Origin of the sequence: Thermocatellispora tengchongensis (assembly GCF_014202315.1) — a bacterium.
GTDB lineage: Bacteria > Actinomycetota > Actinomycetes > Streptosporangiales > Streptosporangiaceae > Thermocatellispora > Thermocatellispora tengchongensis.
In genome coordinates this window covers 1-12,824 of the sequence record NZ_JACHGN010000040.1, presented here as the reverse complement: position 1 = coordinate 12,824, position 12,824 = coordinate 1, and the positions used below count along the sequence as shown (strand labels likewise).

Below are 12,824 nucleotides of genomic sequence, written 5' to 3'. Positions count from 1 at the left end.
ACCGTACCGGCCCCAGATTGGAGTATCGTGCTCCGAAAATGAGAGTTCGGAGTCCCAAAATGGAAGTTCTATGACGATCGTGGTCGCGGCGCAGGAGCGCCGCGGGTTCCCCGCCATCGATCCCGAGCCCGCGGTACGCCGCCTGGTGGACCGCCTGCTCGCCCGGGGCGAGCGGGTCCGGGTGCTGGCCGGGCCGGGGCGTACCGAGGGCTGGCCCGCCCCGGTCGCCGTCGTGCCCGGTGACGTGAACCGGCCGCCGGAGGGGGTGTTCGCGGGCGCGGGCCGGGCGTTCCTGTCCGGGCTGCTCCCCGACCGCGCGGCGGAGGTGGCGCACGCCGCCCGGCGTGCGGGCGTCCGGCGCGTCGTCCTGCTGTCCTCGGGGGCCGCCGGGATCGAGCTGCGGCACGGGCGCGAGCAGTGGTGGTTCCGTCTGGCCGAGGAGGCGATCGAGGAGTCCGGTCTGGAGTGGACCCACCTGCGCCCGGCCGGGCTCATGCTCGACACGCTCGGGTGGGCGCCGGCGATCCGCGCCGGAGAGGTCCTGCGCGAGCCGTTCGCCGACATCGGCTACCCGCTCCTGCACGAGGACGACCTCGCCGACGTCGCCGCCGCGGCCCTGCTCGACGACGGCCACCACGGCCGGGCGTACCCGCTGACCGGGCCGGAGCCGGTCAGCCCGGCCGACCAGGCGCGGCTGATCGGCGCGGCCATCGGCCGCGAGGTGCCGTTCGAGGAGCTGACCCCGCAGCAGGCCCGCGACCGCTGGATCGCCCTGGGCAGGCCCGCCGACGAGGTGGATCTGGAGCTGTTCGTGATGTCCGAGTACGCCGGCCGGTCCATCCCCGCCGACCCGACCCTGGAACACGTGCTCGGCCGCCCCGGCCGCACCTACGCGCAGTGGGCCGCCGAGCACGCCGCCGACTTCATCCCCGGAGGTGCATCATGACGGTGCTGGTCACCGGCGCGACCGGCCAGGTCGGCCGCCACGTCGTACGCGGGCTGCTCGACGGCGGCGAGCGCGTGCGCGCCCTCACCCGCAGTCCCGGCCAGGCCGATCTGCCCGAAGGGGCGGAGGTGGTCGCCGGCGACCTGGCCAGGCCCGAGACCCTGGCCGGCGCGCTGGCCGGGGTGGAGCGGATGTACCTGTTCCCGGTGCCGGAGACCGCGGCGGAGGTCCTGGCGCTGGCCCGGTCGGCGGGGGTGCGCCGGGTGGTGGTGCTCTCCTCGTCCTCGGCGGAGGGCGGAGACGAGCACGACTTCAGCTACGCCATGCACCGCCCCGTGGAGCGGGCGGCCGAGGAGTCGGGCCTGGAGTGGGTGCACGTGCGCGGCGGGGAGTTCATGGCCAACACGCTCGCCTGGTGGGCGCCCGCCGTCCGGGAGGAGGGGGTGGTGCGCGAGATCCACGGCGACGTCCCCCACGCGCCCGTCCACGAGCGCGACATCGCCGACGTGGCGGTGGCGGCCCTGCGCCCCGGCGGCCCCGCCGGCGTCGCGTACACCGTGCACGGGCCCGAGCCCGTCACCCCCGTCCGGCAGGCCGAGCTCATCGGCGAGGTCCTGGGCCGCGAGGTCCGCTTCGAGGAGCTGACCCCGGAGCGGGCGCGGGAGATCTGGATCGGCCGCGGCATGCCCGCCCACGTCGCCGACGCCCTGCTCCAGCCTCCGGCCGGCCCCCCGGAGACCATGTCGCAGCAGGTACGCGACCTGATCGGCCACCCCGGCCGCACCTGGACCGAGTGGGTGACCGACCACAGGGCGGCGTTCACGTAGCCGAGTCCTCGTGACCGCCTGCCCGTCGCCGCCGCGTCGGCTCAGGGCCAGTGGGGGCACACGCCGCCCTGCTCCTCGATCTCGACGGCGTTGGCGATCGTGCGGTCCAGGCGGTCGCGGGTCTCCAGGAGGGCGGAGATCTGCTTGTCGATGCGCTCCCGCTCGGCCCGGAGCCGGTGGAGCACCTCCGTCGTCACCTCGTTGCTCTCCATGTACGGCAGGAACCGCAGGATCGTCTTGCTGGACAGCCCGGCCGCGTAGAGCTGCTGGATCTGCAGGACGCGCGCCACCGAGGCGTCGGAGTAGTGCCGCTGGCCGCTGGGGCTACGCGTCGGGCTGAGCAGCTTCTGCTCCTCGTAGTAGCGCAGCGCGCGCACGCTCACGCCGGTCGCCGCGGCCAGCTCGCCGATGCGCATCGCACCCTCCCTGTGATCCTCGTCTCATGCCTTGCCTCTGACGTCAATGTCAGGTTTTACGGTACCGAGCGACGACCCGAATCGGAGGCACTCATGAAGATCGCAGGTTCCGTCGCCCTGGTCACCGGCGCCAACCGTGGCCTCGGCGACCACTTCGCGCGGCAACTGCTGGAGCGGGGCGCGGCCAAGGTGTACGCGACCGCGCGCAACCCCCACCTCATCGACATCCCGGGCGCGCACCCCCTGCCCCTGGACATCACCGACCCCGGCGCGGTCGCCGCCGCGGTGGACGCGGCCGGCGACGTCACCTTTCTGATCAACAACGCCGGCGTCGCCACCCGGCACAACCTGGTCACCGGTGACCTGGACCAGATCAGGCTGGAGATGGACACCCACTTCTACGGCACCCTGAGCATGATCCGGGCCTTCGCGCCCGTCCTGGCCGCCAACGGCGGCGGCGCGATCCTGAACGTCCTGTCGGTGCTGTCGTGGGTCTCCTACGACGGCGCCGCCGCCTATGCCGCCGCCAAGGCCGCCGAGTGGAGCCTGACCAACGCCGCCCGCCTGGAACTCGCCGCCCAGGGCACCCTGGTCGCGGGCGTGCACCTGGCCGCCGCCGACACCGACATGATGGCCGGCTACGACGTGCCGAAGAGCGACCCGGCCGACGTCGTGCGCGCCGCCCTGGACGGCATCGAGGCGGGCCGGCAGGAGATCCTCGCCGACCAGGCCGCCGCCGACCTCAAGGCGGCCCTGTCGGCCGGCATCGGCACGCTCTACCCGCAGCTCGCCGCGTCCCGCTGACCGGTCGTGAACCGGATCGTCCTCCCGGCCGACTGTGCAGGGTGACGGGAGGACGAGATGAGCGATGAGCTGCTGGTCGTACGCGCCCAGCTCGGTGAGCGCGCGGCCCTGGCCGAGCTGGTGGCCAGGTGGCGGGTGCCGGTGTGGACGTACGTGCGGCGCATGCTGGACGCCGAGCGGGCCGACGACGTGGCCCAGGAGGTCTGGCTGGCGGTGGTCCGCGGCCTGCCCCGGCTGCGCGAGCCCGGCCGGTTCGCGCCCTGGCTGTTCACGATCGCCCGCCGCTCCGTGACCGACCGCCTGCGCGCCGAGTACGCCGAGTACGCGGTGCGGGAGGCGGCGGAGCCGGAGCCGCCCGCCGCCGAGGACCCGGTGGAGGCCATGGCCGATGCCGTGGCCGATCGGGCCGACCTGGTGGACGCGCTGGCGGCGCTGCCGGTCCCGGAGCGGGAGATCCTCGTCCTGTTCTACCTGGAAGACCTGCCGGTCGAGGAGTGCGCGCAGATCTGCCAAATCCCGGCCGGCACGGTCAAGTCCCGGCTGAACCGGGCCCGTCGGCTGTTGCGGGAGCACCTGGAGGAGAGGGGACACCGGTCATGACCGTAGAGGAGCCGCGCCTGTCGCCGCGGGAGCTGATCGATCATCTGGAGCCGGTGCTGTCGCGGCGCAGGCGCGTCCGCGCGGTGGCCGCACTGCTGGCCGGCCTGCTGGGCACGGCGTTCGTGGCCGCCCTGTGGTTGACCGAGCCGGGCCCCCTGCCCGGCCGCACCCGCCTGGCGTTCGCCCTGTTCCTGGTGTTCTGCCTGGCCTGGGCGGCGTACGGCGGGTGGCTGCTGACCCGCAGGGTGCCGCTGTTCGCCACCGAGAAGGTGATCGCCGCCTGGATCGCCCTGGCCGCCTCGCTCGTCACCACGGCGGTCATGGTCACGATCGCCGCCCAGCGCGGCACCGGCGTGCTCCCGGTGCTGGCGGCCGGGGCGGCGATCGTCGCGGTGGCGCTGACGCTGGCGGTACGCGCCCACGCCCGGCGCGCCGCCCTGCTGCGCCGCAAGCGGGAACTGGGCGGCGGGGAGGAGGCGTGACCGCCCTGGAGACGATCGACCTGGGCAAGCGCTACGGACGCCGGTGGGCGCTGCGCGAGTGCTCCGTCGCACTGCCCGCCGGCGCGATGACCGCGCTGGTCGGGACGAACGGGGCGGGCAAGTCCACACTGCTGCACCTGGTGACCGGCCTGCTGGCGCCCACCACGGGCGGCGTCCGCGTCTTCGGCAGGCCGCTGGAGATGGCCGACGTCGCCTTCGTCGCCCAGGACAAGCCGCTGTACCGGCGCTGGAGCGTGGCCGACCTGCTGCGCTTCGGCGCCGCCACCAACCCCCGCTGGGACCACGGGCGGGCGCGCTCCCTGCTGGACGCGCACCACATCGCCCCCGGCGAACGGGCGGACCGGCTCTCCGGCGGGCAGCGCACCCTGGTGGCGCTGGCCCTCGCCGTGGGCAAGGGGGCCCGCCTGCTGGTGCTGGACGAGCCGCTGGCCGAGCTGGACCCGCTGGCCCGGGTCCGGGTGATGCGCGCGATCCGCGACCTGGACGCCACCGTGCTGCTGTCCTCGCACATCCTGGCCGACCTGGCCGAGGTGTGCGATCACCTGATCCTGCTCCACGAGGGCCGGGTCCGCCTGTGCGGCGCCTTCACCGGCCTGCTCGCCGCCCAGCCCGCCGGCCATCGGGCCGCGACCCTGGAGGACCTGGTGCTGGAGCACCTGCGCGCCGCCGGAGGGGCCTCATGATCCGGCTGTTGTGGGTGGCCTGGCGCGGGCAGCGCGCGCAGGCGGCCACGCTCGCCGGCGTGATCGTGCTGTACGCCATGGCGGTCGCGGCCGAGCGCCTGGAACCGGAGCTGAGCGGCCTGACCGCCCAACTGGCGGGGTTCCTGGCCGGGGCGGTCTGCCTGGTGTGGGGCGCGCCGCTGATCGCCCGCGAGTTCGAGACGGGGACGTACCGGCTCGCCTGGACCCAGAGCGTGACCCGGGGCCGCTGGCTGGCCGCGGTCCTGGCCGTCGCGGCGCTCGGCGCCCTCGCCGCGACCGCGGCGCTGGCCGCGCTCCTGGCGTGGGCCCCGCCGGGCGGCCCCGTCGATCCGCGCTCCTGGCCGTACTACGAGAGCCACGGCGTCGTGCCGTTCGCGCGGGTGCTGTTCGCCCTCGCGCTCGGCGTGGCGCTCGGCGCGGTGACCCGGCACACCAGGGTCGCCATGCCGCTGTCGCTGCTCCTGACCGGCGCGGCCCAGCTCGCGGCGCGGGCGGCGCGCGGCCGGGCCGACCTGCCGTACTGGAGCCTGCAGTGGCTCGAATCGGCCGCCCACCTCGTGCTCGCGCTCGCGCTGGTCGGCGTCGCCCACGTGGCGATCCGCAGGCGGGGCTGAGGACGCGGCGGCGGCTCAGACGTAGCGTTCCAGGATGGAGCTCTCGGCCAGGCGGCTCAGGCCCTCGCGTACGCTCCTGGCCCGCGACTCGCCCACGCCGCCGACGGCCTGCAAGTCGTCTATGCTCGCCGCCAGCAGCTTCTGGAGGCCGCCGAAATGGCCCACCAGGCGGTCCACGACCGTGGCGGGCAGGCGGGGGACCTTGGCCAGCAGGCGGTAGCCACGGGGGCTCACGGCGCCGTCGAGGGCGTCGGCGCCGGCGTAGCCGAGCACCCCGGCCACCGCCGGGAGGTCGAGCAGCTCGTTGGAGGTGAGCTGGTCCAGGGCGTGCAGGGCCTCGGCGCAGCTCTTGGGACGGCGCGCGGCGGCGGTCGCGGGGAGGTAGTCGCGGACGATGAGCTCGCGGTCGGGCTCGACGCCGGCCACCAGCTCGTCCAGTTGGAGGGTCAGCAGGCGGCCGTCGGTGCCCAGCTCGACCACGTAGCCCTCGATCTCGCCGGCGATCCTGCGGACCATCTCCAAGCGCTGCACGACCACCGCCACGTCGCGCACCGTCACCAGGTCCTCGATCTCCAGCGCGCTCAGGGTGCCGGAGACCTCGTCCAGGCGGAGCTTGTAGCGCTCCAGGGTGGCCAGCGCCTGGTTGGCCTTGGACAGGATCGCGGCGCTCTCCTCCAGGACGTACCGGATGCCGTCGAGGTAGAGCGCGAGGACCCGCATGGACTTGCTGATCGAGATGACCGGGTGGCCGGTCTGCTTGGCCACCCGCTGGGCGGTGCGGTGTCGGGTGCCGGACTCGTCGGTGCTGATCGACGGATCGGGCACCAGGTGCACCGCCGCGCGTACGATCCTGTGGTCGTCGCGGCGCAGCACGATCGCGCCGTCCATCTTGGCCAGCTCCCGGAGCCGGGTCGCGGAGAACTCCACGTCGAGCTCGAACCCGCCGCTGCACAGCGACTCGACGGTCTGGTCGTAGCCGAGCACGATCAGACCGCCGGTGTGGCCGCGCAGGATGCGTTCGAGACCGTCGCGCAGCTCGGTGCCCGGCGCGACCTCGGCAAGGGTGGCTCTGCGGCGCTCGTCGAGTCCCTTGTCGTTCGTTGCCACGTGACCCCCGGTGGTCGCTTACCACACTCAGCTTACCGGGGCGCCCCCGGCGGAGTCTTGAAGGCGGCCGGAGGGAAATTCTCCGGTCATGTCACCTGGGTCAGGGCGTCCCAGACGTTCTCCACTTCCGTGACATCGAAGTTGGGCAGGGGGGTGGAGGTGCGCGGGCTGACCGGGACCAGGGACCGCTGGGAGCCGCCACGGCGGGGGCCGTCGGCGTCCAGGGACCCGGCCGGCACCAGCGCGCGGGTGAACCCCAGGCGGGCGGCCTCGGTCAGGCGGCGGCGCACGTCGCGGACGGGGCGCAGCTCGCCCGCCAGGCCCACCTCGCCCAGCACGACCAGGCCGGCCGGCAGCGCCTTGTCGCCGGCGGCGCTGGCGACGGCGAGCATCACCGACAGGTCCACGGCCGGATCGGCGAGCCGGATGCCGCCGACGGTGGCGGTGAACACGTCGCAGCCGCTGAGGCGGGCGTTCAGCCGCCGCTCCAGCACGGCCAGGATCATGGTGACCCGGAACGGGTCGAGCCCGGAGGAGGTGCGCCGCGGCTGCTGGGCCTCGGTGCGGGCGACCAGCGCCTGGACCTCGGCGGGCAGCGGGCGGGTGCCCTCGACGGTGACGGTGACGCAGGTGCCGGGCACCGGCTCGGCCCGCCGCGACACGAACAGGCCGCTCGGGTCGGCCATGCCCTCGATGCCGCGCTCGTGCAGGTCGAAGCAGCCCACCTCGTCGGTGGGGCCGAACCGGTTCTTGATCGCGCGCACCATGCGCAGCCGGGAGTGGCGGTCGCCCTCGAAGTTCAGCACCACGTCCACCAGGTGCTCCAGGACGCGGGGGCCCGCGATCGAGCCGTCCTTGGTGACGTGCCCGACCAGCACGGTGGACATGCCGCGCTCCTTGGCCAGGCGGACCAGGTTGCCCGCGACCTCGCGCACCTGGGTGACCCCGCCGGGCACGCCGCTCGTCTGGGCGGAGCCGATCGTCTGCACCGAGTCGACGATCAGCACGCTGGGGCGTACCTGCTCGACGTGGGTGACCAGCGCGGACAAATCGGTCTCGGCGGCGAGGTAGAGGCGGTCGCGCACCGCGCCGATGCGGTCGGCGCGCAGCCGGACCTGGGCCGCGGACTCCTCGCCGGTGACGTAGAGCACGGTCTCGTTGGCCGCGATCCGGGCCGCGGCCTCCAGCAGCAGGGTGGACTTGCCGATGCCGGGCTCGCCGGCCAGCAGCACCACCGCGCCCGGCACCAGGCCGCCGCCGAGCACCCGGTCCAGTTCGCCGACGCCGGTGCTGCGCGCGGCCGCGATCTCGGCCTTGACCTGGCCGATCGGCACGGCCGGCGCGGTGACGGCGCCGGGCGCGGCGACGTGCACCCCCGCCCGCGCGCCCTCCTCCTCGACGGTGCCCCACGCCTGGCACTCGCCGCACCGCCCCACCCACTTGGGGGTGCGCCACCCGCACTCCGCGCAGCGGTAGCCCGCACGCTGGGCCGCCCTGCTCACGCGCCCTCCTTCGCCGGCCGCGCGAGCACCCTGCCCAGGCTCCGCGCGCCGCCCGTGGTTCGCTCGCTCACGCCGGGCACGTTATCGTCCCCGGGCGACAATCTCAGCTTCCGCGGATCACAGGTGCGGCTCCAGGGCGGCCATGATCATGCGCTTGGGACGGGCGCCGACGATCTCCTGCACGATCTCGCCGTCGCGGAACAGCAGCATGGTCGGAAAGCCCATGACGTTGTAGCGGGCCACGATCTCCTGCTCGGCGTCGCCGTCGAGCTTGCCGATGGTGAGCCTGTCGCCCTCCTCGGCCTCGATCTGCTCCAGGACCGGGGCGACCATCTTGCACGGGCCGCACCAGTCGGCCCAGAACTCCACCAGGACGGGCTTGTCGTTGTGGAGCACCTGCTCCTCGAAGTTCTGCGTGGTCAAGGTGATCATGTTCTTCTTCCTCGGATCTCCACGTGGACGGTGCAGCCGGGGCAGGCCCCGGCGAGCTGGGCGGCCACCTCGGCGCGCCTGGCCACGAGGGTGCGGATCTGGTCGTCCAGCTCGGCCAGCTTGCGCCGGTAGACGGCCACGGACTCCGGGCAGGAGTCGCCGGTCGCGTTGCCCGAGCGCAGGCACTCCACGAACGGCCGGGCGTCCTCAAGGGTGAACCCGGCGGTCAGCAGCGACCGGATCTCGGCCACGAGGGCCAGCTGGGACTCGTCGTACTCGCGGTAGCCGTTCGGCCCCCTGCGCGCGCTGATGAGCCCGTGCTGCTCGTAGTAGCGCAGCGCGCGGGTGCTCACCCCGGCCCGCCGCGCCATCTCGCCGATACGCATCCCCATCGCCCCTCCACCGCGAAGGTAATCCTTGACGTCAGTGTCAAGGTCAAGCGCTCAGAAAAGCTTCCAGCGCAGCACGTTGGGATAGGCGATCTCCAGGCCGGGGGCCTCGGCGATGGCCCGCTCGGCGACCTCGCGAGTGAACTCGATGCGCAGCACCGCCTCCAGGTCGGCGCGGCGCTCGAAGACCATGCGCAGGTCGAGCGGCTGCCGCTCCCAGCCCTGGCGGGCCCAGAAATCCTCGACCACCCGGGCCGAGTAGGTGGGCACGGTCGCGGAGAACCAGCGGCCGAACGCGCCTCGGGTGGCGTCCAGGTCGATCACGTACGCAGCGCCGCCGCGCCGCATGACCCGGTTCAGCTCGCGCAGCCCCGGCTCGCACCCCGGCCCGAAGAAGTACGCCCACCGCGCCACCGCCACATCGATCGACGCGTCGGGCAGCGGCAGGTCCTGCGCCGTCGCCGTCCGTACGGTGACGTTGCCCAGCCCCGCGCACCGGCGCGCGGCCAGCGCGGCCAGGTCGCCGTGCGGCTCGACCCCGATCACCCGCGCCGCCGTACGGGCGTAGACCGGCAGGTGGAAGCCGGTCCCGCAGCCGATGTCGAGCACCACCGCGTCGCGCCACGGGCGGATGGCGCTCATCGCCGCGTCGGCCCGCCCGTCGGGGTCGACCGCGCGGTTCTCCAGCTCGTAGATCCGGGGGGAGTTCCAGATGTTCGGGCTGGGGATCGCGCCCTTCGCGATCTGTCCCATGCCACCACGCTACGCGTCTTCTGGGCGTCGAACCGCCAACCGGGCGCAGACCGGCTTAGGCTGGCAGCATCAGCGAGTGAATACGATGAGGTCGCCAAGTGAGTGACGTGGTCCGCGTGCCCAGCGCGAAGATTGCGCTTTCGACTGCGTCCGTTTACCCCGAGCGCACGCCCGACGCCTTCGAGCTGGCGGCGCGGCTGGGGTACGACGGCGTGGAGATCATGGTGGGCGCCGATCCGGTCAGCCAGGACATCGACGTGCTGGAGCGGCTCACCGACCACTACCAGTTGCCGGTGCTCGCCGTGCACGCGCCCTGCCTGCTGGTCACCCAGCGGGTGTGGGGGCGCGATCCCTGGGCCAAGCTGGTACGGGCGCAGAAGGCGGCCGAGCGGCTCGGCGCGCGCACGGTCGTGGTGCATCCGCCGTTCCGGTGGCAGCGCGACTACGCCCGCGACTTCGAGACCGGCCTGGCCCGGATGCGCGAGGAGACCGATGTGATCTTCGCGGTCGAGAACATGTTCCCGTTGCGGGCGCGGGGCAACAAGGTCGTGCCCTACTCTCCCGACTGGAACCCGCTCGACTACGACTTCCCCCAGGTGACCCTGGACCTCTCGCACACCGCGGTGTCGGGCTCCGACGCGATGGAGATGGCCACCAAGCTGGGCGACCGCCTGGCCCACCTGCACCTCGCCGACGGCATCGGCGTGACCAACAAGGACGAGCACCTGGTGCCCGGCCGGGGCAACCAGCCGTGCGCCCAGATCCTGGAGCGGCTGGCCAACAACGGCTTCGACGGCCTGGTGGTGCTGGAGATCAACACCCGCAAGGCCGCGAGCCGCACCCAGCGCATCGACGACCTGGCCGAGGGCCTGGCCTTCGCCCGCCTCCACCTGGCCGCCTCCACCGACAAGTGAGCACAGTGGGTGCGAGGGCGCGGCCATGATCTGGACTGAGGAGTGGCGGGAGCGTAGCGACCAGAACGACGAGGGAAGATCGTGGCCTGAGGGGCGCGCGAGCCGCGCCCGCGGAGCGGGCGCCATGGGCACTGTGTTCGATGGGGTGGTGGAGGAGTACGACGCGGGGCGGCCGGGGTATCCGGATGCGTTGTACGACGCCGTGGTGGAGCTGTCCGGGGTGGCGTTCGCGGGGGCGGTGGTCGTGGACGTGGGGGCGGGGACCGGGATCTCGACGCGTGGGCTGCTGGAGCGGGGGGCTCGGGTGGTGGCCGTGGAGCGGGGCGGGCGGATGCTGGGGCGGTTGGTGGCGCGTACGCCTCGGGGTGGGGTCGGTGCGGTGCTCGGCGACGGGAACGCGCTGCCGGTGCGTGACGGGGTGGCCGACCTGGTGACGTGGGCGCAGTCGTGGCACTGGCTCGATCCGGTGGTGTCGGTGGCGGAGGCGCGGCGGGTGTTGCGGCCGGGCGGGGCGATGGCGACGTGGTGGAACACCGTCGATCCGGAGTCGGCCGACTGGCTGGCGGCGTACGAGGTGCGGCAGGCCGAGGCCTGCCCCGCGTACCGCGGCCCGGCGCTGGAGGACTGGGGGCCGCCGCCGTCGGCCGCGGCGATGGCGGAGGCGGGGCTCGCGCCGGCGGTGCGGTGGATACCCTGGCGGCGGGTGATCGGGCTGGAGGACTTCCTGCTCGACATGCGCTCGCACTCCTGGGTGGCGAGCATGCCGGCGGAGGAGGTCGAGGCCCTGGTGGCGCGGCAGCGTACCGAGCTGGGCCGGGTGTTCCCCGGCGGGGTGCTCGACGTGCCGATGCGGGTGTATCTGGTGGTGGGACGCACGCCGGAGGAGGGCGGTTGAGCCAGGCGCAGGAGAAGCGGCGCCCGGGACGCAGGCCGGGCACCGCCGACACGCGCGGTGAGATCCTGGCGGCGGCGCGGCGGATCTTCGCGGAGAAGGGGTTCGACAAGGCGACGATCCGGGGCATCGCCCGCGAGGCCGCGGTCGATCCGGCCCTGGTGCACCACTACTTCGACAGCAAGGAGGGCGTGTTCGTCGCGGCGATGCAGCTCCCGGTCGATCCGGGCAAGGTGATCCCGGCCATCCTGAGCGGCCCGCGCGACCAGATCGGCCGCAGGCTGGCGACGCTGATCCTCACCATCACCTCCGATGCGCAGGCGCGTGAGCCGGTGATGGCGCTGATGCGGACGGCGATGACCAACGAGCAGGCCGTGACCATGATCCGCGAGTTCATCACCCGGGCGGTCCTCAGCCGCGCGGCCGACACGCTGGGGGTGCCTCCGCTGCGCATGGAGGCGGCGTTCGCGCAGATGTTCGGCATCGTCATGATGCGCTATATCGTGAAGCTGGAGCCGCTGGCGTCGGCGGAGATCGACGAGGTCATCGACCTGGTGGCGCCGACCGTCCAGCGTTACATCGACGGTGACTGACCCCGGGTGAGAGCACGCAGAGCATTGTTCTAGCCTGGAGAGGTCCGGGCCGCCTAGAATGCGTGGGGTTACTCGCCGGTAGCATCCGAGGCGACCTCGTCTTCACCGTGGTTGACCGGCAACGTACGCTGGCAGCCAACGCAGACAGTGGGAGGACTCGTGCTCCTTGTAGCGATCATCGGGCTGGTGATGACCGTCGCGGCCGTGGCCGTGGCGGCACGTCGCGTGGTGTGGCTCTACAAACTGGCCACCGTCGGCCAGCCCGCCCCCGAGCGCGTGGAGTACGCCAAGGCGAACGTCGGAGCCGAGATCAAGGCCCAGCTCGTGGAGGTCTTCGGCCAGCGCAAGCTGCTGAAGTGGACCCCCTCGGGCACCGCCCACTTCTTCGTCATGTGGGCGTTCTTCATCCTGCTGACCGTCTACATCGAAGCGTACGGCGTGCTGATCCAGGGCGGGATCACCGGCACCCCCGACTTCCACATCCCGCTCATCGGCACCTGGCCGGTGCTGGGCTTCCTGCAGGACTTCATCGCCGTGGCGGCGCTGCTCGGCCTGATCGCCTTCGCGGTGATCCGGGTGCGCAACTCGCCCAAGAAGCTCGGCCGTTCCTCCCGCTTCTCCGGCTCGCACCTCGGCGGCGCCTGGCTGGTCCTGTTCATGATCTTCAACGTGATCTGGACCATGTTCCTGTTCCGCGGCGCCGCGATCAACACCGGCAACTTCCCCTACGCCGGCGGCGCGTTCGCCTCCGAGGCCGCCGCCGCGGTGCTGCACCCCCTGGGCGAGGGCGTCAACGAGGTGCTGGAGCCGGTCGGGCTGCTGCTGCAC

Annotated in this window: 16 protein-coding genes and 1 pseudogene; 11 read left to right on the top strand and 6 right to left on the bottom strand. The window is 73.2% G+C overall.

What is annotated here, in order from left to right:
• Positions 1–70 precede the first annotated feature (70 nt).
• Positions 71–946 carry an NAD(P)H-binding protein gene (locus tag HNP84_RS49345; RefSeq protein WP_185057094.1) on the top strand — a complete coding sequence of 292 codons (876 nt, stop codon included), beginning with the start codon at positions 71–73 and terminating at the stop codon, positions 944–946.
• Positions 943–1,773, top strand: coding sequence for an NAD(P)H-binding protein (locus HNP84_RS49340; protein WP_185057093.1), 831 nt, complete (start codon positions 943–945; stop codon positions 1,771–1,773). The genes HNP84_RS49345 and HNP84_RS49340 overlap by 4 nt, the downstream gene beginning before the upstream one ends.
• 41 nt (positions 1,774–1,814) lie before the next feature.
• Here HNP84_RS49340 and HNP84_RS49335 read toward each other — a convergent pair whose 3' ends face one another.
• Positions 1,815–2,189 (bottom strand): MerR family transcriptional regulator, encoded by a 375-nt coding sequence (locus HNP84_RS49335; protein WP_185057092.1) that lies wholly within the window; start codon positions 2,187–2,189, stop codon positions 1,815–1,817.
• A 93-nt stretch (positions 2,190–2,282) separates the two neighbouring features.
• Here HNP84_RS49335 and HNP84_RS49330 point away from each other — a divergent pair, with 93 nt between their 5' ends.
• The 5 genes from HNP84_RS49330 to HNP84_RS49310 are packed head-to-tail and all read left to right on the top strand — an operon-like array spanning position 2,283 to position 5,414.
• Positions 2,283–2,993 (top strand): SDR family oxidoreductase, encoded by a 711-nt coding sequence (locus HNP84_RS49330; RefSeq protein ID WP_185057091.1) that lies wholly within the window; start codon positions 2,283–2,285, stop codon positions 2,991–2,993.
• 57 nt (positions 2,994–3,050) lie between these two features.
• Positions 3,051–3,593, top strand: coding sequence for an RNA polymerase sigma factor (locus HNP84_RS49325; protein ID WP_185057090.1), 543 nt, complete (start codon positions 3,051–3,053; stop codon positions 3,591–3,593).
• The gene (locus HNP84_RS49320) at positions 3,590–4,075 is read left to right on the top strand and encodes a hypothetical protein (protein WP_185057089.1); all 486 of its coding nucleotides are present in this window, start codon (positions 3,590–3,592) and stop codon (positions 4,073–4,075) included. The genes HNP84_RS49325 and HNP84_RS49320 overlap by 4 nt, the downstream gene beginning before the upstream one ends.
• A complete protein-coding gene (locus HNP84_RS49315; protein ID WP_185057088.1) occupies positions 4,072–4,779 on the top strand; it encodes an ABC transporter ATP-binding protein in 708 nt (235 codons plus the stop codon). Before HNP84_RS49320 ends, HNP84_RS49315 begins: the two co-directional genes overlap by 4 nt.
• Positions 4,776–5,414: an ABC-2 membrane transporter-related protein gene (locus tag HNP84_RS49310; RefSeq protein WP_185057087.1), complete on the top strand. Its 639-nt coding sequence runs from the start codon at positions 4,776–4,778 to the stop codon at positions 5,412–5,414. Before HNP84_RS49315 ends, HNP84_RS49310 begins: the two co-directional genes overlap by 4 nt.
• A 15-nt stretch (positions 5,415–5,429) precedes the next feature.
• Here the strand turns inward: HNP84_RS49310 and disA are convergent, their stop codons facing one another.
• The 5 genes from disA to HNP84_RS49285 form a co-directional block, all read right to left on the bottom strand.
• On the bottom strand, positions 5,430–6,521 hold the full coding sequence (gene disA / locus HNP84_RS49305; RefSeq protein WP_185057086.1) for a DNA integrity scanning diadenylate cyclase DisA: 1,092 nt from the start codon (positions 6,519–6,521) through the stop codon (positions 5,430–5,432).
• Positions 6,522–6,607: 86 nt separating this feature from the next.
• Entirely contained in the window at positions 6,608–8,023 is a 1,416-nt protein-coding gene (radA, locus tag HNP84_RS49300; protein WP_185057085.1) for a DNA repair protein RadA, read from the bottom strand.
• Between the two features lie 117 nt (positions 8,024–8,140).
• The gene (gene trxA, locus HNP84_RS49295; protein ID WP_185057084.1) at positions 8,141–8,455 is read right to left on the bottom strand and encodes a thioredoxin; all 315 of its coding nucleotides are present in this window, start codon (positions 8,453–8,455) and stop codon (positions 8,141–8,143) included.
• Entirely contained in the window at positions 8,452–8,847 is a 396-nt protein-coding gene (locus HNP84_RS49290) for a MerR family transcriptional regulator (RefSeq protein WP_246519615.1), read from the bottom strand. Before HNP84_RS49290 ends, trxA begins: the two co-directional genes overlap by 4 nt.
• A 51-nt stretch (positions 8,848–8,898) precedes the next feature.
• Complete coding sequence (locus HNP84_RS49285; RefSeq protein WP_185057083.1) at positions 8,899–9,597, bottom strand: class I SAM-dependent methyltransferase; 699 nt, start codon at positions 9,595–9,597, stop codon at positions 8,899–8,901.
• A 98-nt stretch (positions 9,598–9,695) separates the two neighbouring features.
• Here HNP84_RS49285 and HNP84_RS49280 point away from each other — a divergent pair, with 98 nt between their 5' ends.
• The 4 genes and pseudogenes from HNP84_RS49280 to HNP84_RS49265 all read left to right on the top strand — a co-directional run.
• Complete coding sequence (locus HNP84_RS49280; RefSeq protein ID WP_185057082.1) at positions 9,696–10,511, top strand: sugar phosphate isomerase/epimerase family protein; 816 nt, start codon at positions 9,696–9,698, stop codon at positions 10,509–10,511.
• A 124-nt stretch (positions 10,512–10,635) separates the two neighbouring features.
• A complete protein-coding gene (locus tag HNP84_RS49275) occupies positions 10,636–11,406 on the top strand; it encodes a class I SAM-dependent methyltransferase (RefSeq protein WP_185057081.1) in 771 nt (256 codons plus the stop codon).
• Complete coding sequence (locus tag HNP84_RS49270; protein ID WP_185057080.1) at positions 11,403–11,996, top strand: TetR/AcrR family transcriptional regulator; 594 nt, start codon at positions 11,403–11,405, stop codon at positions 11,994–11,996. The genes HNP84_RS49275 and HNP84_RS49270 overlap by 4 nt, the downstream gene beginning before the upstream one ends.
• A gap of 159 nt (positions 11,997–12,155) precedes the next feature.
• Positions 12,156–12,824 (top strand): annotated as a pseudogene (locus HNP84_RS49265) (Fe-S oxidoreductase); the annotation flags it as partial.

Bases quoted from the DNA above. Each gene is read 5' to 3' on its own strand.
- HNP84_RS49345 (WP_185057094.1), top strand. From the start codon at position 71: ATGACGATCGTGGTCGCGGCGCAGGAGCGCCGCGGGTTCCCCGCCATC.
- HNP84_RS49340 (WP_185057093.1), top strand. From the start codon at position 943: ATGACGGTGCTGGTCACCGGCGCGACCGGCCAGGTCGGCCGCCACGTC.
- HNP84_RS49335 (WP_185057092.1), bottom strand. From the start codon at position 2,189: ATGCGCATCGGCGAGCTGGCCGCGGCGACCGGCGTGAGCGTGCGCGCG.
- HNP84_RS49330 (WP_185057091.1), top strand. From the start codon at position 2,283: ATGAAGATCGCAGGTTCCGTCGCCCTGGTCACCGGCGCCAACCGTGGC.
- HNP84_RS49325 (WP_185057090.1), top strand. From the start codon at position 3,051: ATGAGCGATGAGCTGCTGGTCGTACGCGCCCAGCTCGGTGAGCGCGCG.
- HNP84_RS49320 (WP_185057089.1), top strand. From the start codon at position 3,590: ATGACCGTAGAGGAGCCGCGCCTGTCGCCGCGGGAGCTGATCGATCAT.
- HNP84_RS49310 (WP_185057087.1), top strand. From the start codon at position 4,776: ATGATCCGGCTGTTGTGGGTGGCCTGGCGCGGGCAGCGCGCGCAGGCG.
- trxA (WP_185057084.1), bottom strand. From the start codon at position 8,455: ATGATCACCTTGACCACGCAGAACTTCGAGGAGCAGGTGCTCCACAAC.
- HNP84_RS49290 (WP_246519615.1), bottom strand. From the start codon at position 8,847: ATGGGGATGCGTATCGGCGAGATGGCGCGGCGGGCCGGGGTGAGCACC.
- HNP84_RS49285 (WP_185057083.1), bottom strand. From the start codon at position 9,597: ATGGGACAGATCGCGAAGGGCGCGATCCCCAGCCCGAACATCTGGAAC.
- HNP84_RS49275 (WP_185057081.1), top strand. From the start codon at position 10,636: ATGGGCACTGTGTTCGATGGGGTGGTGGAGGAGTACGACGCGGGGCGG.